The sequence below is a fragment of the uncultured Polaribacter sp. genome (genome assembly GCF_947500975.1).
Taxonomy (GTDB): domain Bacteria; phylum Bacteroidota; class Bacteroidia; order Flavobacteriales; family Flavobacteriaceae; genus Polaribacter.
The window spans coordinates 1-19,405 of the sequence record NZ_CANMUE010000011.1; the positions used below are offsets into that span (position 1 = coordinate 1).

General features: G+C 27.0%; 18 protein-coding genes. 8 read left to right on the forward strand and 10 right to left on the reverse strand.

What is annotated here, in order from left to right:
- Nucleotides 1-187: 187 nt before the first annotated feature.
- Nucleotides 188-1,303, reverse strand: coding sequence for a tyrosine-type recombinase/integrase (locus Q0733_RS11895; RefSeq protein ID WP_298782469.1), 1,116 nt, complete (start codon nt 1,301-1,303; stop codon nt 188-190).
- A gap of 186 nt (nt 1,304-1,489) precedes the next feature.
- Between Q0733_RS11895 and Q0733_RS11900 the strand changes: the two genes are divergently transcribed.
- Nucleotides 1,490-2,473, forward strand: coding sequence for a type IX secretion system membrane protein PorP/SprF (locus Q0733_RS11900; protein ID WP_298782470.1), 984 nt, complete (start codon nt 1,490-1,492; stop codon nt 2,471-2,473).
- On the opposite strand, the gene murI is transcribed toward Q0733_RS11900, so the two are convergent.
- The 8 genes from murI to Q0733_RS11940 form a co-directional block, all read right to left on the reverse strand.
- Nucleotides 2,470-3,264: a glutamate racemase gene (gene murI / locus Q0733_RS11905; RefSeq protein ID WP_298782471.1), complete on the reverse strand. Its 795-nt coding sequence runs from the start codon at nt 3,262-3,264 to the stop codon at nt 2,470-2,472. The genes Q0733_RS11900 and murI overlap by 4 nt on opposite strands.
- 66 nt (nt 3,265-3,330) lie before the next feature.
- Nucleotides 3,331-3,837 carry an OmpH family outer membrane protein gene (locus Q0733_RS11910; RefSeq protein WP_298782472.1) on the reverse strand — a complete coding sequence of 169 codons (507 nt, stop codon included), beginning with the start codon at nt 3,835-3,837 and terminating at the stop codon, nt 3,331-3,333.
- Between the two features lie 12 nt (nt 3,838-3,849).
- The gene (locus Q0733_RS11915; protein WP_298782473.1) at nt 3,850-4,710 is read right to left on the reverse strand and encodes an OmpH family outer membrane protein; all 861 of its coding nucleotides are present in this window, start codon (nt 4,708-4,710) and stop codon (nt 3,850-3,852) included.
- Nucleotides 4,711-4,774: 64 nt separating this feature from the next.
- Nucleotides 4,775-7,345: an outer membrane protein assembly factor BamA gene (gene bamA / locus Q0733_RS11920; RefSeq protein ID WP_298782474.1), complete on the reverse strand. Its 2,571-nt coding sequence runs from the start codon at nt 7,343-7,345 to the stop codon at nt 4,775-4,777.
- Entirely contained in the window at nt 7,314-8,057 is a 744-nt protein-coding gene (locus Q0733_RS11925; RefSeq protein ID WP_298782475.1) for an isoprenyl transferase, read from the reverse strand. Before Q0733_RS11925 ends, bamA begins: the two co-directional genes overlap by 32 nt.
- A gap of 3 nt (nt 8,058-8,060) precedes the next feature.
- Nucleotides 8,061-8,738 (reverse strand): DUF6089 family protein, encoded by a 678-nt coding sequence (locus Q0733_RS11930; protein WP_298782476.1) that lies wholly within the window; start codon nt 8,736-8,738, stop codon nt 8,061-8,063.
- Nucleotides 8,739-8,843: 105 nt separating this feature from the next.
- Nucleotides 8,844-9,743 carry an NAD kinase gene (locus tag Q0733_RS11935; protein WP_298782477.1) on the reverse strand — a complete coding sequence of 300 codons (900 nt, stop codon included), beginning with the start codon at nt 9,741-9,743 and terminating at the stop codon, nt 8,844-8,846.
- Nucleotides 9,744-9,807: 64 nt separating this feature from the next.
- Nucleotides 9,808-10,467, reverse strand: coding sequence for a CBS domain-containing protein (locus Q0733_RS11940; RefSeq protein WP_298782478.1), 660 nt, complete (start codon nt 10,465-10,467; stop codon nt 9,808-9,810).
- Between the two features lie 60 nt (nt 10,468-10,527).
- Here Q0733_RS11940 and Q0733_RS11945 point away from each other — a divergent pair, with 60 nt between their 5' ends.
- The 4 genes from Q0733_RS11945 (at nt 10,528) to Q0733_RS11960 (ending at nt 14,349) form a co-directional block, all read left to right on the forward strand.
- Nucleotides 10,528-11,241 carry a pyridoxine 5'-phosphate synthase gene (locus Q0733_RS11945; RefSeq protein ID WP_298782479.1) on the forward strand — a complete coding sequence of 238 codons (714 nt, stop codon included), beginning with the start codon at nt 10,528-10,530 and terminating at the stop codon, nt 11,239-11,241.
- A gap of 1 nt (nt 11,242) precedes the next feature.
- Nucleotides 11,243-12,007, forward strand: a complete 765-nt coding sequence (locus tag Q0733_RS11950) for an alpha/beta fold hydrolase (protein ID WP_298782480.1) — start codon at nt 11,243-11,245, stop codon at nt 12,005-12,007.
- Nucleotides 12,008-12,469: 462 nt separating this feature from the next.
- On the forward strand, nt 12,470-13,429 hold the full coding sequence (locus Q0733_RS11955; RefSeq protein ID WP_298782481.1) for a 1-aminocyclopropane-1-carboxylate deaminase/D-cysteine desulfhydrase: 960 nt from the start codon (nt 12,470-12,472) through the stop codon (nt 13,427-13,429).
- Between the two features lie 95 nt (nt 13,430-13,524).
- Entirely contained in the window at nt 13,525-14,349 is an 825-nt protein-coding gene (locus Q0733_RS11960; RefSeq protein WP_367276316.1) for a glucosaminidase domain-containing protein, read from the forward strand.
- 50 nt (nt 14,350-14,399) lie between these two features.
- Here Q0733_RS11960 and Q0733_RS11965 read toward each other — a convergent pair whose 3' ends face one another.
- Nucleotides 14,400-15,524, reverse strand: a complete 1,125-nt coding sequence (locus tag Q0733_RS11965) for a vWA domain-containing protein (protein WP_298782483.1) — start codon at nt 15,522-15,524, stop codon at nt 14,400-14,402.
- A gap of 238 nt (nt 15,525-15,762) precedes the next feature.
- Here Q0733_RS11965 and Q0733_RS11970 point away from each other — a divergent pair, with 238 nt between their 5' ends.
- The 3 genes from Q0733_RS11970 to Q0733_RS11980 are packed head-to-tail and all read left to right on the forward strand — an operon-like array spanning nt 15,763 to nt 19,405.
- Complete coding sequence (locus Q0733_RS11970) at nt 15,763-16,479, forward strand: carboxypeptidase-like regulatory domain-containing protein (protein ID WP_298782484.1); 717 nt, start codon at nt 15,763-15,765, stop codon at nt 16,477-16,479.
- Between the two features lie 38 nt (nt 16,480-16,517).
- Nucleotides 16,518-18,671, forward strand: a complete 2,154-nt coding sequence (locus tag Q0733_RS11975) for a histidine kinase (protein WP_298782485.1) — start codon at nt 16,518-16,520, stop codon at nt 18,669-18,671.
- Nucleotides 18,671-19,405 carry a LytTR family DNA-binding domain-containing protein gene (locus Q0733_RS11980; protein WP_298782486.1) on the forward strand — a complete coding sequence of 245 codons (735 nt, stop codon included), beginning with the start codon at nt 18,671-18,673 and terminating at the stop codon, nt 19,403-19,405. Before Q0733_RS11975 ends, Q0733_RS11980 begins: the two co-directional genes overlap by 1 nt.

Here is a 19,405-nt window from a genome sequence, read left to right on the forward strand (position 1 = left end):
AGGCTTACCTTTTTTACTACTAAATAATTTCTTCCAAAAGTTCATTCTTTGCAGTCTGTTTTTATATGGTACACAACTTATTTATATGCTTATCTTTTATCAGTATATAAAATTATTATGGCAGTATATGCTGATGTTTTGTGTTACTATTTTTAATAAAAATTTCACTCTACAATATAGTATTTTTCTAAAGTTCATCAAAAGGGTTTTTAATATTTTTAAGACTTGTTTGTGAAACATGAGTATAAATCATTGTTGTTTTTGGGCTGCTATGGCCTAACAATTCTTGAATATACCTAATGTCAGTTCCGTTTTCTAATAAATGTGTTGCAAATGAATGTCTTAATGTATGTAATGTAACTCTTTTTGTTATTTTAGTATTTCTTAATGCTTTTTTTAACACAGCTTGTGCACTTGAATTACTATATTGTTTTCCATTTAAACCTTCAAAAAGAAAAACTGTAGGTTTATATGCTAAATAATATTCTCTAATAAGTTTTAAAAAAGAATGAGATAACAATGTATACCTATCTTTTTTACCTTTTGCTTGTTTTATATGAATAAGCATTCTTTTACTATCTATATTTTCAATTTTCAAATTTAATGCTTCTCCAATTCTTAGTCCTCCAGAATATAAGAGGCTTAGCAAAGTCTTATGTTTAAGATTGGTAAGATTATTAAAAATAGCTTTAACTTCATCAACACTAAGTATAGATGGTAATTGTTTTTCTTTTTTTGGTCTTTCTATATTTATTTGCTCTATTTCAACACCATTAAAAAGTAAAAATTTTTTAATGCCATTAATACATTGGTTTTGATAAGAAACAGATTTATTTGCCCTAAAAATAAAATCGTAATTAAATTGTTCTATTAATTTTATAGAATAGTTTTCAGTTTTCTTAAGCAAAGCATAACGTAAAAAAAAAGCTGTAACCTCTGTATAGGTATTTACAGTATTTTTACTTAGTCTTTTTTGTTGTAGCCATCTTTTGAATTTTAATAAATCAGAATTTAACTCATCTGTTAAGGGCGGTAATATTAGCTTATAGCTATTTTTTATAATAGGTCTTACTTCTTTTTTAAAGTTGCCATAGTCTATAAACCATTTTTTAAGGCTAAGATGTTTTAATAATAAGCTTCTGTTATTTGTTGAATCATTAATGTAGAAAGACCTTAAAGTTCTACTCCATTTTACATCAGATAATAATTTTATATAACTTTTTATTTCCTCATCAAAGAGAAAATTAATCATAACAACATTATTACCTTTATGTTTATTAGTAAGTAGAGTAATTGTTTTCATAGCAAATACTTAGCTAATATAATAAATTTAGAATTAAAAATTAAATCAACAACTCGTTATTATTTTTAAGGTTAAAAACAATAAAACAATTTTTTTTATGTTATTTAACTGTGATAAATTTTAAGAATAAAAGTATTTATTCTTTTAAAAAGAATATATTTGAATACTTAAATAATATAATTTTTCATGAAAGTATTATTTCTCAAACTAATCTTTTTACTTTTCTTTCTTTTTTCTTTAAAAAGTAATGCGCAAGAAACATTGCCTATCTATACAGATTATCTTTCTGATAATATTTATTTAGTACATGCTTCAGCAGCAGGTATTGGAAATTCTAGTAAATTAAGGTTAACAGCAAGGCAACAATGGGTTGGGGTAGTTGATGCTCCTGAATTGCAAACATTAAGTTTTCATACAAGAATAGGAGAAGATTCTAATGCTGGTTATGGTTTAGTTTTATTTAATGATAAAAATGGTTTTCACTCTCAAAAAGGAATTCAAGGTACTTATGCATATCATTTACCTATGAGTAATGGAAGTTATTTTAATCAACTTTCTTTTGGATTATCTTTTACATTTGTTCAAAACCAATCAGATCAAAGAACTTTTACAGGAGATAGTGCTGTATCAACCATAATAGAAAGCACAAGTTATTATAATGCAGATTTTAGTATTGCATATCATTTAAGAGGATTTTCTTCTTATTTTACAGTTAAAAATTTACTTTTAACTGCAAAAAACAATTTAAACATACAAGAGCCTTTAGATTTAAGAAATTATATCTTTTCTGCAGGATATTACTTCGGCAAAGATCTTTTTGTTCAATTTGAACCTTCATTAATGTTACAACTTAAAGAAGCTACTGGAGAAAGAATTGCAGATTTTAATATAAAAGCTTACAAAGATATTTCTAATACCCAATTATGGGCAGCATTATCTTATAGAAGAAGTTTTGATATAAATGCTATTCAAAACGCTGAATTCATTTCTCCTATTTTAGGAGTTAATTATAAGAATTTTATGTTTTCTTATGCTTATACTAAGCAAGCTAATGATATAGTTCTAACAAGTGGAGGTTTTCATCAAGTTTCTTTAGGATTAAATCTTTGGACTAGAAAACAAAGAGCAGCAGCTTGTCCTAATATTAATGCAACTTTTGGAAGTTTTTAAAAATTTTTCTCTAAAACTTTTATAGATTTATTATCATCCTTAATAAGGCGCTCTAAAGTTTCTTTACTTTTGTTGATGTAAAATTCATGTACACCATTACTACTATTCAAATTTAAAAGAAAGTGTTTCTCTAAAATATTTTGTGTTTGTCTTGCTACTGCTTCACCAGAATCGATAATTTGAATATTTTTGCCAACAATTTCTCTAATTTGCGGTATTAAATATGGGTAATGTGTGCACCCTAAAACTAAACAATCAACATTTTCTATTAGCATTGGTTTAATATAAAGCTCTAATAATTCTTTCATTTTTGGAGAGTCTTTTTTTCCTGATTCAATTAATTCAACCAAACCTTTACCAACTGTTTCTTTTATAGTTATTTCTTTATTAATAGTGTTGGATGTTTTTTCAAATAACTCGCTATTAAGTGTGCCTTTTGTTGCTAAAATGCCAATTGTATTTGTACTAGTTTTTAGTGCAGCAGGTTTTATGGCAGGTTCAATACCAATAATTGGAACACTATATTTTTCTCTTAATTTTTTAATAGAATTTGTGGTTGCAGTATTACAGGCAACTATAATTAATTTGCAATTTTTTGATAAAAGAAAATCTATATTTTTTATTGAAAGTTCAGTTATTTTCTCTTTAGTTTTTTCACCATAAGGAGCGTTTTTACTATCAGAAAGGTAAATGGTATTTTCATTTGGTAAAAGTGTAGTTATTTCTTTCCAAATAGAAGTGCCACCAACTCCCGAATCAAAAATACCAATAGAAAAATTATTAGACTTCATACTTTTGTAAAAATAAAAAAACCTACTTATAAAAGTAGGTTTTTTTTATTTTATAAAAAGATTTTTTTAGAATCCTAACTTTGCTTTAACAGCACCATAAAGATCTTCTCCTTTACTAACTAATAAACCTTTCCCAACAGTAGAGTCTAATACATAAACAATTCCTTTAGCAGCAGCAACATCTTCAATTGCTTTTCTTGCTTTTTCTATGATTGGTTTTAAACCATTGTTTTGCTTTTTTTGCATTTCTTCATAAGCAGTTTGTCTTAAACCTTCATATCTAGCTCTTTCTTGTTGTACTTCTTTAGCTCTAGTGTCATTTATTTCTTTTGCTTGAGTTTGAGATTCTGTAGTATATTTTTGAATCTTAGCTTCTAACTTTTTTCCCATACCTTCAATTTCATCTTGGTATGTTTTTCCTAACTTCTCAATATCTAATTTTAGCTTTTTTGTTTGTGGCATTTCAGCTACTAATTTTTCAAAGTCGATATGACCTGTCTTTTGTGCATTTGCAACACCACCTATACCTAAAGTAAATACAGCAATTAATAGTAACGTTTTAAAATTTTTCATTCTTGTTTTAATTTAATTATTATTTTCGTTTTTGATTTCTTCTTGTTCTTCTTCTTTTTTCTTTTTTAAAGCTTCTTTTTTTTCACGTAATAATTTTCTTTTCTCTTCTCGCTTTTTTAACAGTTCAGCTCTTTTATCAGCAATTGCTTTCTTTTTTGCTTCCTTCTCTGCTATTTTTTTTGCTTTAGCTTTTTCTTTAAGCTCTTTAGCAGTTTCTAATTGTGCTTCCTTTTCAGCTATTTTATTTGCAATAGCATTTTCTTTATCTTCAATTACTTTCTTTTGTTGGTCAGTTAATTGTTTTTTTGGCGAATTCTTTTTTTCTTCTCTTTTTTTGTTTTTTTCATCTATTAATCTTGTTCTGTCTATGGTAGATAAAATAAGTTCGCTAATATCGTATTTTTTATTTGAATATAGCATTACTAAATCGCTTGATTTTTCAAAAACAAAATCGTATTTTTTTCTAGCAGCAATACTTTGTATTGCATTATAAACTTGGTCTTGTATTGGTTTAACTAATTGCTTTCTTACCAAAAACATATCACCATTTGGACCAAAATATAAAGATTCTAATCTTCTTAATTCTTCTTGTTTTATAGCTATTTCTTCTTCTTTTTCTATAATTAAGTCTTTTGTTAAGATAGCCTTTTCGTTTGCTAAATCAGTTTTTAAAACTTCAATATGACGAGTTTGCTTATCAAGATTTTTTCTCCATTTGGCTACTTTAGAATCTAAAGTGTTTTGTGCTTGGATATATTCTGGAACATTTTCTAATATGTATTCCATATCTATATAAGCTATTACTTGACCTTTTTGCGACCAAAAAGTTGTTACACTAAGTAAAAGAACGATTGGTAAAAATATTTTTTTCATTTGTATAATGTATTTAGAAAAAACCGTGCCAAAAAAACTTTGACATTACAAATGTACTGTTTTCTTAGAACTGTCTTCCGATAATAAAATGTGTTTGCCAGCCAGATTTATCAACATTACCAGGTAAAGGGTCAAAACCATGAGCAAAATCAATACCTAGCATACCAAAAGCAGGCATAAATATTCTGATTCCAACACCAGCTGAACGTTTTAATTCAAACGGGTTAAATGTACTAAAATTGTCATAAGAATTACCAGCTTCTAAAAAACCAACCGTATAAATAGATGCAGATGGTGCATTTGTAATAGAATATCTTAATTCTAGTTGAAATTTATTATAAATTGATCCTCCTTCAGCAGGTGATAATTGACTGTTTTCATATCCTCTTAAACCAACTACCTCTCTACCGTCTAATTGAAATGCGGCAATTCCGTCACCACCAACAAAATATCTTTCAAATGGAGATAAACCTACTTCTGAGTTATAATATCCTAAGAAACCCATTTCAGCATTGGTCATCAATACCAGTTTATCTGTAAATGAAGTATACCATTTTCCTTTAGCTGTAATTTTATAATATTCTAACCATTTATAATTTTCAGCTATTTTAGCACTTTCTTCTGCTGTTGTTAGTCCACTATCTATACTATAATCTTTATTGTTAACTAAAGAATACGGAAAAGTCGCTTTTACCCCTAAAGAAAATTCTGAACCATATGTTGGAAATATAGGGCTTGGTCCTGAAGAATTTCTACTTAATGTTGCACTATATGAAAGGTTATTAAGAGTACCATTACTTAAAACACTAGTACCTACTGCAAACCCGTAATTATTTAAATTAAAACTTTGATAGCTGATTGCTTGTGATAATTGAAAGAAATCATCTGGCCATTTTAAACGTTGGCCTAGCCCTAAACTGGCTCCAATAATTCCTAAACTTTGATCTTTATCCACCTGACCAGTTTGAAAATCGAATTGATATTGATTTGATGAATAAATTGAAAAAGATAAAGATTTTGGTTTTTTACCTCCTAACCATGGCTCTGTAAAAGAAAAGCTATACGTATTAAATGTTCTACTAGACTGTAAACGCAAAGCTAAACTTTGACCATCACCCATAGGCAAAGGCTTGTAAGCTTCTTTATTAAATAAATTTCTAATTGAAAAATTGTTAAAAGATAATCCTAAGGTACCTATAAAAGATCCACCTCCATAACCACCTTGTAATTCTATTTGGCTACCACCTTTTTCAACAACTGAGAAATCTATATCTGCAGTTTTATTTTGATAATCTGGAATTACATCTGGAGTAACATTTTGATCAAAGAACCCTAATTGACCTATTTCTCTAATAGATCTAATAATATTACTTCTACTAAATAAATCTCCTGGTTTAACTCTTAATTCTCTAAAAATTACATGGTCATTTGTTTTATCGTTTCCAGAAACTGTTACTTTTCTAATTCTAGCTTTTTCATCTTCTCTAATTCTAATTTCTACGGTAATAGAGTCGTTATTAACTTTTGTTTCAACAGCATTAATTTGAGAAAATAAAAACCCAGTGTCTTGGTACATTGTAGAAATATCATCAGAAGTTGGTGTTCCATCACCTTTAACTCTTTCTTTTAAAACAGCGCCATTATAAACATCACCTTTTTCAATTTTTAGCATAGATCTTAATTGATCATCAGAATATTCTTTGTTTCCTACAAATAAAATATCAGCAAACCTATATTGCCTACCTTCTTCTAAATCGATATTTAAATTGATCGTGTTGTCATCATTCCAAGTAATTTTATCACTTAAAATACGTGCATCTCTATAACCAATTCTACTATATTTATCCAATATGCTCTCTAAATCTTCTTGAAAATCTTCTTCAATATATTTTGAAGCTTTCCAAAAACGACCAAAAAACTTTCTTTTTGTATTAGACATTGCTTTTCTCAGTTTTTTGTCTGATAAAGCTTTATTGCCATTAAAAATAATTTCTTTAATTTTAATTTTTGAACCTCGATCTATAAATATGTCCATATTTACAGTGTTGATATCAGAAGTGTCAACTCTAGTGTTTAAGTTTACTTTTGTTTTTAAGTATCCTTTATCTGTATATTTTTTTGTGAAGTAATTTTTAGTGGTTACAACAAGATTGTCAGTAACCATTTCACCAGGTTTTAGTTCGGCTTCTTTAATTAATTCTTTAGCTTTAGATTTTTTAATACCATTAATTTTAACTAGGTTTAATTGTGGCAATTCTTGTACGTCAAATTGAAGGTAAATAGCATTTCCATCAACTTTAGCCAAATAAACATCTACATTGCTAAATTGTTTACTTTCGTATAACTTTTTTATTGCACTGGTAAGTTTGTCTCCAGGTAATTTTAAAGTTTGTCCAATTCTTAAGCCAGTAAAAACTCTAACAGTTTCTTCGCTAAATTTTTTTAATCCAGTAACAGAAATACCCGATAAAATATATTCCTTTCCTTTTTCAAAAGAAAGATTTTGACTGATAATAGTATCTTTTTTAGTTTGTGCCTTTGCATTTAAACTAAAAAATACTGTAAATAACACTAATGCTGCAAAAGTAAATTTTAATGATAATTTACTTTGTAATTTGTTCGCTTGTTTTTCCAAATCGTCTTTCTCTATTCTGATAATCTATGATTGCATCATAGAAATGTTCTTGTCTAAAATCTGGCCAAAGTATATCTGTAAAATATAATTCAGCATATGCTAGTTGCCATAATAAAAAGTTACTAATGCGTTGTTCTCCACTAGTTCTTATTAATAAATCAACGTCGGGCAAATTAAATGTATATAAATGGTTATTTATAGTATTTTCATCTATTTTTTCTAAATCGATGTCATTATTAACAACTTTTTTAGATATGTTTTTGATTGCATTAACAATTTCTTCTCTTGCACCATAGCTTAAAGCTAGTGTTAATGTAATTGTTTTGTTATTTTGTGTGTCAAAAATAACATCATTTAAAGTATTTTTTGCTTTTTTAGGTAAAGATTCTATATTACCAATGGCATTTACTTTTACACCATTTTCTTGAAAAGTAGGTAGTTCTTTTTTTAATGAACTAACAAGTAAACTCATTAAAGCGTCTACTTCAATTTTTGGTCTATTCCAGTTTTCTGTAGAAAAAGCATATAAGGTTATTGCAGCGATGCCCAATTCTGCAGCTGTTTCAATAGATTCTCTTACGGCTGTTAATGCGTTTTTATGACCAAAAATCCTTTCCATTCCTTTACTTTTAGCCCATCTTCCATTACCATCCATAATAATGGCAACGTGTTTAGGAACTCTTTGTAAATCAATGAGTAGTTTTTTATCCATATATTAAAATCCTTTTGTGTAACATGCAGGTCTTCCAAAAGTATAAATTAATGAAAAACCTGTAAACATATACCAATCATTTCCAGTGCCTTCAAAATTCAAGTCAGATATTGTAGATGTTGTATAATCTAAATCATCTTCAAAAGTGTATCTAAACTTAGCTTCTAATGAGAAGGCAAGATTACTAAATAATTGTGATTTAAAACCAACACCAAAAGGTACGTTAAAAGCAACTTTACTGTTGTAAACATATTCACCAGGTGCTGTTTCAGATGAAATATACGAAGAGCTAAACGCAGCTATTTCTAATAAAATATAAGGTGTCCATGTTTTACCTGGTGTAGATAAATCATATTCATAAAAATTATATTCTAAACCTAATGCCAATTCGTTTATAGTATTTGAAAACGTTAAACCTCTATCTCTTCTAAAATCTGTATCTGCATCTAAATCTGTTGCTGTTATTGGTAAATAGCTATAAGTTGCTTTTAATGCAAATCTTGGATGGTAGTTGTATTTAAAAAATACACCTCCGGCAAATTTATTTGGTTTTATATAGTTTGTACTACCAATATCTCCAACATAATTTGTGCCACCTATAGTTAGTCCAATTTCATATACTTGCCCTGATAAAAGGGAAGTTAAGCTCAAAAAAATGATAACTAAAATACTTTTTTTCATATTAAAAAATAGCGTGCAAATATAGGGAAATCAATTTGCTTTTTAAAGTTAATGTTTGTCTTTTTTGGATAACTGTTTTTTTTATAATTTATTGTTGAAACCAGTTTAAAGATTGGTTTCATTTCTAGTATCTTCTCCCCATAATAATTTAGTTCTAAGAGTTTGTAAAAAAGATTGATTTTTTGGGATGATACTTTTAACAGTAAAAGTTGCTTTTTTTATAAAGACTTCAGTGTTTTTTGGAACGGTTGTAATTCTGGAATCTAAAGAGATTAAAAAATCTTTTTCTCTAGAATCGATACTTAATTTTATTTCAGTTTTGTCAGAAATTACCATTGATCTTGCACTTAAATTATGGGGTGCAATTGGAGTGATTACAAAGTTTTTTGAATCTGGAGAAATTACAGGGCCATTACAACTTAAAGAGTAGCCTGTAGAGCCTGTTGGCGTTGCAATAATTAAGCCGTCTGCCCAATAATTTGTTAAGTATTCGTTGTCTAAGCTTGTTTTAACACCTATCATAGATGTTGTATTTTTTCTAGCGATTGTTACTTCATTTAATGCAAAATTAAGTTCTTTGAATTCTTTAGTTTCTGGCTTGGTTTTTACAGTTAAAAGAGTTCTTTCTTGAATAGAATAATCGCCCCTTAAAATAAGCTGCACACTTTCTTTTATATTATTTTTGTTAATAGTTGCTAAAAAGCCTAACCTTCCAGTATTAATGCCTAAAATAGGAATTCCTAAATTTCTAATATAAGTTACTGCTCTTAAAATTGTGCCATCTCCTCCTAAGGTAAACATGGTATCAAAAGTAGTATCTAAATCTGAAAAATCTGAAAATGTTGCATAACTTTTATCTAGAATATTTTCATCAACTAATAAATCATAAAATTTTTTTTCAATAAATGAATCAATTTTATTTTCTTGAAGAACATTTAATAAAATTTGGATTTCTTTTTCTGCTGAAATAGAATAAGATTGGCCGTAAATTGCAACTTTCTTCATGTATTATTCATTTTTTATTAAAATGTTGTGTGCGAAATTCTTTTTTCTTAATCATCTAAGATGATTACATTTCTAAGTATTTTTGCAAATATTCAGATCTATTTTTTAAATCTTCTAAATAAATATCATTTTCATGAGTCGATATTATTTTATAATCATAGCGTCTAAATGTTTGAATGATTTCATTTATTTCTTTGGTTGCAATTTTTAAGGTAACTTGTACAAAATCAACACTTTTTTTAGAAATATATAAGCCAAGTAATTTACTACCAGTTGCTTCCGCAATTTGAGAAACTTCACCCATAGAATAATCTTCTTTTAGTTTTTCTACAATTAAAGTTTCACTTTCTTCAATCATAAAAGGACTTGTGGAAAAAACATCTAAAACATCGCGTAAATCGTAATAACCTATGTAATTTTTATCTTTATTTAAAACAGGTATTATATTGGTGTCATTATCTGCAAAAATTTTTAAAAGCTCTAAAACAGTTGCTTTTTCATCAGCAAAAAATGAATTCATTAAATGTGAATAATTAACTAATTCACTTTCATTATTTTCAATTGTTTGAATATCTTCTTCTGCAAAAGACCCTAATAATTTGTCATTTTCTATAACCGGAAAATGTGTTATTGGGTAATTTTTAAATAATTTTTGAGCACTCTTTACATTGTTTTTTAAACGTAAAGCTTTAATCTCTTTTAGTATGTAATCGTTTATGTTCATTCGTTACGAATATAGGATAAAATGATTTAATCAATTACCTTTGCGGTCTAATTTTATACAATGACAAAGTTAAGCGTAAATATTAATAAAATTGCAACTTTAAGAAACTCTAGAGGGGGTAATGTGCCAAATTTATTAAAAGTTGCTAATGATATTGAAGATTTTGGTGCAGAAGGAATTACAATTCACCCAAGGCCAGATGAGCGTCATATTCGTTATCAAGATGCAAGAGATTTAAAAAATACGGTTAGAACTGAGTTTAATATTGAAGGAAACCCAATTATATCTTTTATAGATTTAGTGTTAGAAACGAAGCCAACACAAGTTACTTTAGTGCCTGATGCTTTAGATGCAATTACATCTAATGCTGGTTGGAATACTATTGAGCATCAATCTTTTTTACAAGATGTAATTAAAGAGTTTCAACAAAATAATATTAGAACTTCTATTTTTATTGATACAGATTTAAAACTAATTGAAGCTGCTGCAAAAACTGGTACAGACAGAATTGAATTGTACACAGAACATTTTGCATCCGAATTTGAAAAAGGAAATAAAAATGCTGTAAAATCTTATACGGAAGCTGCTATTTTGGCTCATAAGTTAGGTTTAGGTATTAATGCAGGGCATGATTTAAGTTTAGATAATATTAAATTTTTTAAAGAAAATATTCCCAATTTAGCTGAAGTCTCAATTGGTCATGCTTTAATTTCTGAAAGCTTGTATTTAGGTTTAGAAAATGTTGTAAATATGTATTTACACAAATTACAATAAGATGAAAATTCTACATTCAAAAATTTTAGGTCAAGGGCAGCCATTACTTATTTTACATGGCTATTTTGGAGCTAGTGATAATTGGAAAACGCTAGGAAATCAATTTGCAGAAAATTACCAAGTTCATTTAATAGATCAAAGAAATCATGGACGTAGTTTTCATACAAATGAGTTTAATTATGAAGCTTTAGTTGATGATTTGCACAATTATATTCAACACCATCAATTGGATAAAGTTTATTTAATTGGTCATTCCATGGGTGGTAAAACAGCTATGTTGTTTGCTGTAAATTATCCTAATTTGGTTGATAAATTAATTATTGTTGATATTTCTCCAAAAGCATATCAACCTCATCATAATGCAATTTTAGCGGGTTTAAATTCTGTTGATTTTACAATTCAAAACTCAAGAAGTTTGGTTGATAAACAAATTGCAACCTATATTCCTGAGTTTGGAGTTCGTCAGTTTTTATTAAAAAATGTTTATTGGAAAGAAAAAGGGGTTTTAGATTATCGATTTAATTTAAAATCTTTAACCGAAAATAATTTTGAAATAGGTAAACCTTTGCCCAAAAACTCTAAATTTGAAAAAGAAACATTGTTTTTAAAAGGAGAAAAATCCGATTATATTGTTTCTTCAGAAAAACTAATTATCGATGCTCATTTTTCTGATAACAAAATTGTAGAGATAAAAAACGCTGGGCATTGGTTGCATGCAGAAAATCCAAAGCAATTTTACGACGAAGTTTGTACGTTTTTAAAATAAATAAAACTCTGTCAGCTTAAATTATTTGTTAATTTAATAGGTTTTTATAATTTTTTCTGCATTTCTAAGAGCTTCTTCAGAATTTTAAAAAAAATATACATTTTTGATAGAAGGAAATGATACTAAAATTTTTTCTCAGTATAGCTATACCTAAAATTATCGCTTAATAATTTTTCTTCCTATTGTAAAATTGTAGTTGAATAATGCTCCATATTTAATATTTATTTTCTTTAATTTTAAACATGGTACAAATATTGTCAATTTTTTTTTTCAAAAAAGAATCAATTAGTTTGTTTAATTATTTGTATATTATACTTTTAACTATTTATAAGTTGGTTTTAAAAAATCCAATTTATAGCAATTATTACTAAAGATTATTCAAGTTAATTTTTCTATTTTTAAACTTGTTTTTTGAAGTTTTTGAGATAATTATATACTATTTTTGCAGCAAAACTGATACTATTGAATACTATTAATGACCTTTTTTTAGACGAAGAATTAATTTCTGAAAATCAACAAATTTTTCTGCCAATTTTGGAAGAAAAAAAAGTAGAATTATTTATAAAAAGAGAAGATAAAATTCACCCTTTTGTTTCTGGAAATAAATTTAGAAAACTAAAATACAATTTAAAGGAAGCTAAAAAGCTTAAAAAAAAATCGTTACTAACATTTGGAGGTGCGTATTCTAATCATATTGTAGCAACTGCAGTTGCAGGAAAATTAGCTGGTTTTAAAACTTTTGGGGTTATTAGAGGAGATGAGTTAGGTAAAAACCTTAAAGAAACTTTAAAAGAAAATGCCACTTTAAGAGAAGCTCATGAAAATGGAATGAAGTTTAATTTTGTTTCTAGAGAAATTTACAGACAAAAATCATCTTTTGGTTTTATTGAAAAAATGAAAAACAAATGGGGCGACTTTTATGTAATTCCCGAAGGAGGTACCAATGGTTTAGCCGTAGATGGTTGTAAAGAAATTTTAACAAAAGATGATTCTTATTTTGATTATATTTGTACAGCTGTAGGAACTGGTGGTACCATTGCCGGTTTAGTGAATTCAGTAAAAAAACGTCAAAAAGTTATTGGTTTTCCTGCGTTAAAAGGTGGGTTTTTATCTCAAGATATTAAACAATATACGAGTAGAAATACCAATTGGTCATTAAATAAAGAGTATCATTTTGGAGGTTATGCAAAATATAATGACAATTTAATTAGTTTTATAAATAGCTTTAAAAAAGAAACAAATATTTTGTTAGATCCTGTTTATACAGGTAAAATGTTATTCGGTATTTTAGATTTAATAGAAAAAGATAATTTCCCCGAAAACAGTAAAGTATTGGCTATTCATACTGGTGGTTTACAGGGAATTGACGGATTTAATAACAAATTAGAGAAAACAAATAAAGAGTTAATACAAGTTATATGAAGTTGCGTTTAGTTATAATTTTATTTTCATTGGCTTTTTTTGCGAGTTGTGGTTCAAAAAAGAAAATTAGCAACGTAAAAAAAACTAAAGCCGAAGTGATTGAAACCAAATCTGTAGAAAAAAAATCTTCTATAGATGATGATGAGTCAAAATACATTAAAGACCTTAAAAAGAGTTCTTCTAATCTTAATGAACATACTTTAAATTATATTTCTAAATATGCTGCAATTGCCGTAAATGAAATGAATTCACATAAAATTCCGGCAAGTATAACTTTGGCACAAGGTATTTTAGAGTCTGGAAATGGTAGGAGTGAATTAGCGTCAAAGTCTAATAATCATTTTGGAATAAAATGTCATAAAAATTGGAGAGGAGAACGTGTTTATCATGATGATGATGCCAAAGGAGAATGTTTTAGGAAATACAAATACGTAGAAAATTCCTTTTTTGATCATTCTGCATTTTTAATCAAAAGAAATCGTTATGATTTTTTATTTTCTTACCCAATAAATGATTATAAGAGATGGGCAAAAGGTTTAAGAAAAGCTGGTTATGCAACCGATAAAGAATATCCTAATAAATTAATTAGAATTATTGAAAAATACCAATTGTTTAAGTTTGACAAAATTAATAATAATGATGTTAGTTCAAAAGAGATAAAGCGAACTAAAAAAGTTGTAAAAAAGGCTGAAACAGATGCGAACAGTTTTGTGAAAAACAAGGTTGTTAAAAAAGATAAAAAGATAAATCAACCAAAAAATACTATAAATAATTATAAATCGGATACTCACAGAGTAATAAAAGGTGATACTTTATATTCTATTAGTAGGAAAAATAATATTTCTTTAGATAGACTAAAAAAGATTAATAATTTAAAGAATAATAATATTTATGTTGGTCAAACTTTGAGAATAAAATAAAAGCCCATAAAATTAATTTTATGAGCTTTTTAAAAATCAACTAAAATATGTTACCAAACATAGTTTTTTAATTTTGCTTGCCTTTTAATTGCTTTTATCATTACATCATTTAGAGCATCTTTTTTAGTGCTTTCTTTTTGTTTTTTTGCAATATACTTTCTTCTTTTAGTATCTAGTTCTTTAATTTTTTGTTGAATTTCTTTACGCTCTTTTGCTGTTTTTTTTACATAGATTTCAATTTCTTTAGCTGTTTTGTTTTGTAATTGTTGTGGTAGTTGTTTTTTTTCTATTTTATTGTAATCAACTTTTTGTTCTTTTTCAGCATCAACTAAATCCCAACTTGAGTTGTTATACAGTCTAGAACTTTTACTAATGGTTCTTTTTACAATTACAACTTCATTTAATGTTTCAGCATTTGAATCTTGCTCTTTTTGACTTAGATATTTGCTGTGTCCATTATTACCATAATAAATATAAGTATCGTTTAGTTTCTTGTTTAAGATAATAATTTCATTATCAAAAGGTGTAACAATATGTACCATTTTTTTATCTTGATTAATCGTCATATAATCTCCACCTCCTAAATCGGCACCATCTTTCCACATGCCAGAAATTCCGTTTGTATAATTTCCACAAAATATTGTATTAATTAAAACATTTTTTTCATTTGCATTTGTAATGGCGTCTTTATAATCGATTTTTCCTTGGGTAAAAGGTTCGTTTCCAGCAATAAAAAGCAAACGTAAATCGTTTTTATTTTTCCCCCAAGAAAGTTCATTTAAAGAGGTTTGAATTACTTGTCCGCAAAATTCATTTCCACCATTTGTAGTTAAAGAAAATAGCTTTTCAGATATTTCATCCAAATCATTACTAAATTGTAAAACCTGTCTTATATATCCTTCTCTTGCAGATAAATTAGAGTTTCCATATTCATACAAAGCAATTTCTAAATTTGGTTTTTTTAAACCATATTTTGCATAAGATAATTCGTTTATAATTTCCCATAGCTGAGTTTTTGCTTGGTTTATTAAACCATCCATACTATTACTAGTATCTAATAAAAGAGCCACTTTTATGGTTTGGTTTTTTTCTTTTTTTGGTTGATTTATAGCAAAATTAGTTGTTGATATAACAAATAAAGCTAATGTAATTCCTTTTAATACAAATGATTTCATAATGGTTTGTTTTTTAATTGATATTGATTAAAAGTTTTGGTTTTGATACTTCAATATTAACCCCAACTTAATTCTTAAAAAAACAAGAATGAGTGAACCGTACATTTGAATGAGTTAACAAGAATATAAAATTAGTGAAGTGTGGTTTTATATTGTTATTTAAGGCTATTATTGGATTTAGTCGTTTTTTCGAATGATATTTTGTTATTAAGTTTACCAAGAATTAAAATTATTTATTATGAAATATCAAATTAAAATTCCCGAACCTTGTCATGAAAATTGGAATGAAATGACTCAAACTCAAAAAGGAAGATTTTGTAAAAGTTGCAGTAAAGAAGTTATAGATTTTACGAAATTGACTAATTCTGATATCTCAAGAAAAGTTTTAAATGCTGATAATTTATGTGGTCGTTTTAAAGAAACACAACTAAATAAAGAAATAGCAACTATTCAAAAAAAATATTTTTCAAAAATTGCGGCTAGTTTAGCATTAGTTTCTACAGTAGCTACTTCTCAGCCTTTGTTTTCTCAGTCAAGTAAAGATTCTGTAGAGATAATATCTCATCAAAAAGGAAAAGTATTTATTGAAAATAATTCAATAGAAAAATTTGTTATTATAAGTGGTAATGTTAAAGATACTTTAGGGGGTTTGCCTGGAGTAAGTATTCTTTTAAAAGGAACAACAATTGGTGTAGAAACTGATTTTGATGGAAATTTCTCAATAAAAATACCCAATAAAAAGAGAAAGTCTTATATCTTAGTTATTTCGTATTTAGGTTTTAAAAAACAAGAAATAGATGTTTTATCTATAAAAAAACCATTAGAAATTTTATTAGAACCAGATGATGAAATACTTGGTGAAGTTATGATAACCTCTGGTATGATTGCGGTAGAAAAAAAGCCGAATTTTATTAAAAGAATAGGCGATTTTTTTAAGTCAAAGAAAAACAATTAATGATCAAAAACATACACATATTATTCACTTTTATTTTTTTGAGTTTTCAAACGTATTTTGCGCAAGAAACCATTATTTATAAAGAAGGAATTCAATTTTCAGTCAGAATTACCGTGGTTGAAGAAAATACAAATAATCTTATTAAAAATGCAGAGATAGAAGTAAATGGAGTGTTATACTCTTTTCCAGATATAAACGGAAAATATATTGTTAAAGCCAAGGTTGGTGATGAGGTTAGAATATCTCATCCAGATTTTGAAACGGTATATTACACCTTAAAATCAAGTGAAGATATTAAAATTTTAGTTAGAGGTTTTTCAACTTTAAAAAGCAAATTTAATAGTAGAGATAAGAGATATAAAGAAGTAGATTTTTATCTGCAATATTTAGATTCTGCAAAATTTTATAAAAAACAAAACATAGATAAAAGTGTATCATTTATTGAAAAAGCTTTGCAAAAAAAGGAGTCTAAAAGAAGAAATGCAACTACCTATAAGTTATTGGCAGATATTTATTTGCATTGGAAACAGTATGATTTAGCAATTTATAATTACAAATTATCTAATCAAATTAATAAAGAAAAAAGCACAAAAATTGCATTAGCAAATGCGCAATTTTTATCAAAAAAATACAAAGAAAGTTTAAAAACTTATCAAAACTTAAAAAATGAAAGGTTAAGTGTTTACGAAGAAATAATAGTTTTTGAAGGTTTAGGCGATATAGCTTTTGCAACTAAAAAATTAGAAAATTCAAAATTAAATTACCAAAAGGCACTAAAAGTTGCAAAAACCAATTTTGTAACACCTAAAATTACCGATTTAAATTCTAAAATTGCTGATGTTTTAGCAGCTCAAGGAAACATAATTGAGGCAGCAAAACAGTTTGAAAGTTCTTTAATTTTAGCTGAAAAAGAAAACAGATCTCGCTCTTTAAAAGAAGAAGAAAAGGTAGCTGATTTTTACAATTCTAACAAGTTGTATGATGATGAAATTAAATTAAGAAAACAAAGTTTAGTTAAAGCAAATGAAATTAATTTATCAAAAAAATACTCAAAAGAAAAAGATTCTATTACTTCTCAAAAAATAAACTATAAAATAGGTAATGCTTATCTTTTAAAACAAGACTATGAAAATGCGATTCCTTTTTTAGAAAAAAGTAAAAAAGATGCTAATAAAAAAAATGATATTGTAGTTGAAAAAGACGCTACAAAGAAAATATCTGAAGTATTTGCAAATTTAGGGGACGATGAAAAAGCCTTAAAAAACTATAAAGAGTATGTATCACTAGTAGACACTTTGTATGTAAGAAAAGAACAAGAAATACAACAAGTAAAACGTTTTTCTAAGAAAATTTCCGACAATCAAAACAGAATTACAAGTTTAGAAAAGGATAAAGAATTAGCACAGAGTAAAATTAGTTTAGCTTATATAGATCAAAAATTATCGGAAGAAAGTAATCGTAAGCAACGTATAATAATTTATTCTCTTTTTGGAGGAATTTTAATGCTAATCTTACTTGCTTATTTTATGTACCGAAATAATAAACAGCAAAAATTAGCCAATAATTTGTTGGCATTAAAGTCCATGCGTTCTCAAATGAATCCGCATTTTATTTTTAATGCTTTAAATTCTGTCAATAGTTTTATTGCTGTAAATGATGAGCGAAATGCTAATAGATATTTAAGCGAATTTTCGGTTTTAATGCGTTCAGTTTTAGAAAATTCTGATGAAGATTTTATTTCTCTAAACAAAGAAATTGAACTGTTAGAATTATATGTGAAATTGGAACACAATCGTTTTAAAGATAAGTTTAATTATCAAATTAATCTAGATAAAAATATCGATTTAGAGCAATTTTCAATTCCGCCAATGTTACTGCAACCTTATATAGAAAACGCTATTTGGCATGGTTTACGTTATAAAAAGGAGTTAGGGGGTTTAAATATTTCAATTGATAAAAAAGATCTAGAAACCGTTTTAATTACAATTATTGATGATGGAATTGGGCGTAAAAAATCTCAAGAACTAAAAACTTCACATCAATTAAAACAGAAGTCAAAAGGAATGAGTACTATTAAAAAAAGAATTCAAATTCTTAATGATATGTATAAAGAAAGAATTTCTGTAAATGTTTCTGATACTTTTAAAAACGGAGGCGGAACAAAAGTTGAATTGTTATTAAAGAAAAAGTAATGAAGCTAAAAGCAATTATTGTAGAAGATGAACAAATTGGAAGAGAAATTCTTCGCAATTATATTGGTAAATATTGCCCGAATGTTACATTGTTAGGAGAGGCAAGTAATATAGATGAAGCTTTTTTTTTAATTAAAAAACATGAATTAGATATAGTTTTTTTAGATGTTGAAATGCCATTTGGAAATGCTTTTGATCTATTAGAAAAAGTTGAAAATAGAACCTTTGAAACCGTTTTTGTAACTGCTTACGATCATTATGCAATTGAAGCTCTAAACAATGATGCAAGTTATTATTTACTTAAACCAATTTCTATTGACGAGTTGATAAAAGCTGTAAATATTGTTGCTGAAATTAAAGAAAAAGAGAATCAATTACAGTATCAAATTTTAAAACCAAAAACAAATTCTGCGTTAGGTAAAATTACAATTCCACAGCAAGATGGTTTTGAAGTATTAGACATTAATGATATTATTTTTTGTAAAGCTGATGATAATTATACGGAAATTCATCTTACAAATTCTAAAAAATTAGTGAGTAAAACCTTAAAATATTTTGAAGAGGCTTTAACCGAATATACCTTTGCCAGGATTCATAAATCTTATTTAGTAAACGTTAACGCTATTACAAAATATAAAAAAGGAAAGGGTGGAAGTGTAGTTGTTTCTAATGGAAAAGAAATTTTGGTTTCTGCTTCACAAAAAAGTAATTTACTCTCTTATTTTAAGAATTAA

Bases quoted from the DNA above. Each gene is read 5' to 3' on its own strand.
- Q0733_RS11895 (WP_298782469.1), bottom strand. From the start codon at position 1,303: ATGAAAACAATTACTCTACTTACTAATAAACATAAAGGTAATAATGTT.
- Q0733_RS11900 (WP_298782470.1), top strand. From the start codon at position 1,490: ATGAAAGTATTATTTCTCAAACTAATCTTTTTACTTTTCTTTCTTTTT.
- murI (WP_298782471.1), bottom strand. From the start codon at position 3,264: ATGAAGTCTAATAATTTTTCTATTGGTATTTTTGATTCGGGAGTTGGT.
- Q0733_RS11910 (WP_298782472.1), bottom strand. From the start codon at position 3,837: ATGAAAAATTTTAAAACGTTACTATTAATTGCTGTATTTACTTTAGGT.
- Q0733_RS11915 (WP_298782473.1), bottom strand. From the start codon at position 4,710: ATGAAAAAAATATTTTTACCAATCGTTCTTTTACTTAGTGTAACAACT.
- Q0733_RS11925 (WP_298782475.1), bottom strand. From the start codon at position 8,057: ATGGATAAAAAACTACTCATTGATTTACAAAGAGTTCCTAAACACGTT.
- Q0733_RS11930 (WP_298782476.1), bottom strand. From the start codon at position 8,738: ATGAAAAAAAGTATTTTAGTTATCATTTTTTTGAGCTTAACTTCCCTT.
- Q0733_RS11935 (WP_298782477.1), bottom strand. From the start codon at position 9,743: ATGAAGAAAGTTGCAATTTACGGCCAATCTTATTCTATTTCAGCAGAA.
- Q0733_RS11940 (WP_298782478.1), bottom strand. From the start codon at position 10,467: ATGAACATAAACGATTACATACTAAAAGAGATTAAAGCTTTACGTTTA.
- Q0733_RS11945 (WP_298782479.1), top strand. From the start codon at position 10,528: ATGACAAAGTTAAGCGTAAATATTAATAAAATTGCAACTTTAAGAAAC.
- Q0733_RS11950 (WP_298782480.1), top strand. From the start codon at position 11,243: ATGAAAATTCTACATTCAAAAATTTTAGGTCAAGGGCAGCCATTACTT.
- Q0733_RS11965 (WP_298782483.1), bottom strand. From the start codon at position 15,524: ATGAAATCATTTGTATTAAAAGGAATTACATTAGCTTTATTTGTTATA.
- Q0733_RS11970 (WP_298782484.1), top strand. From the start codon at position 15,763: ATGAAATATCAAATTAAAATTCCCGAACCTTGTCATGAAAATTGGAAT.
- Q0733_RS11980 (WP_298782486.1), top strand. From the start codon at position 18,671: ATGAAGCTAAAAGCAATTATTGTAGAAGATGAACAAATTGGAAGAGAA.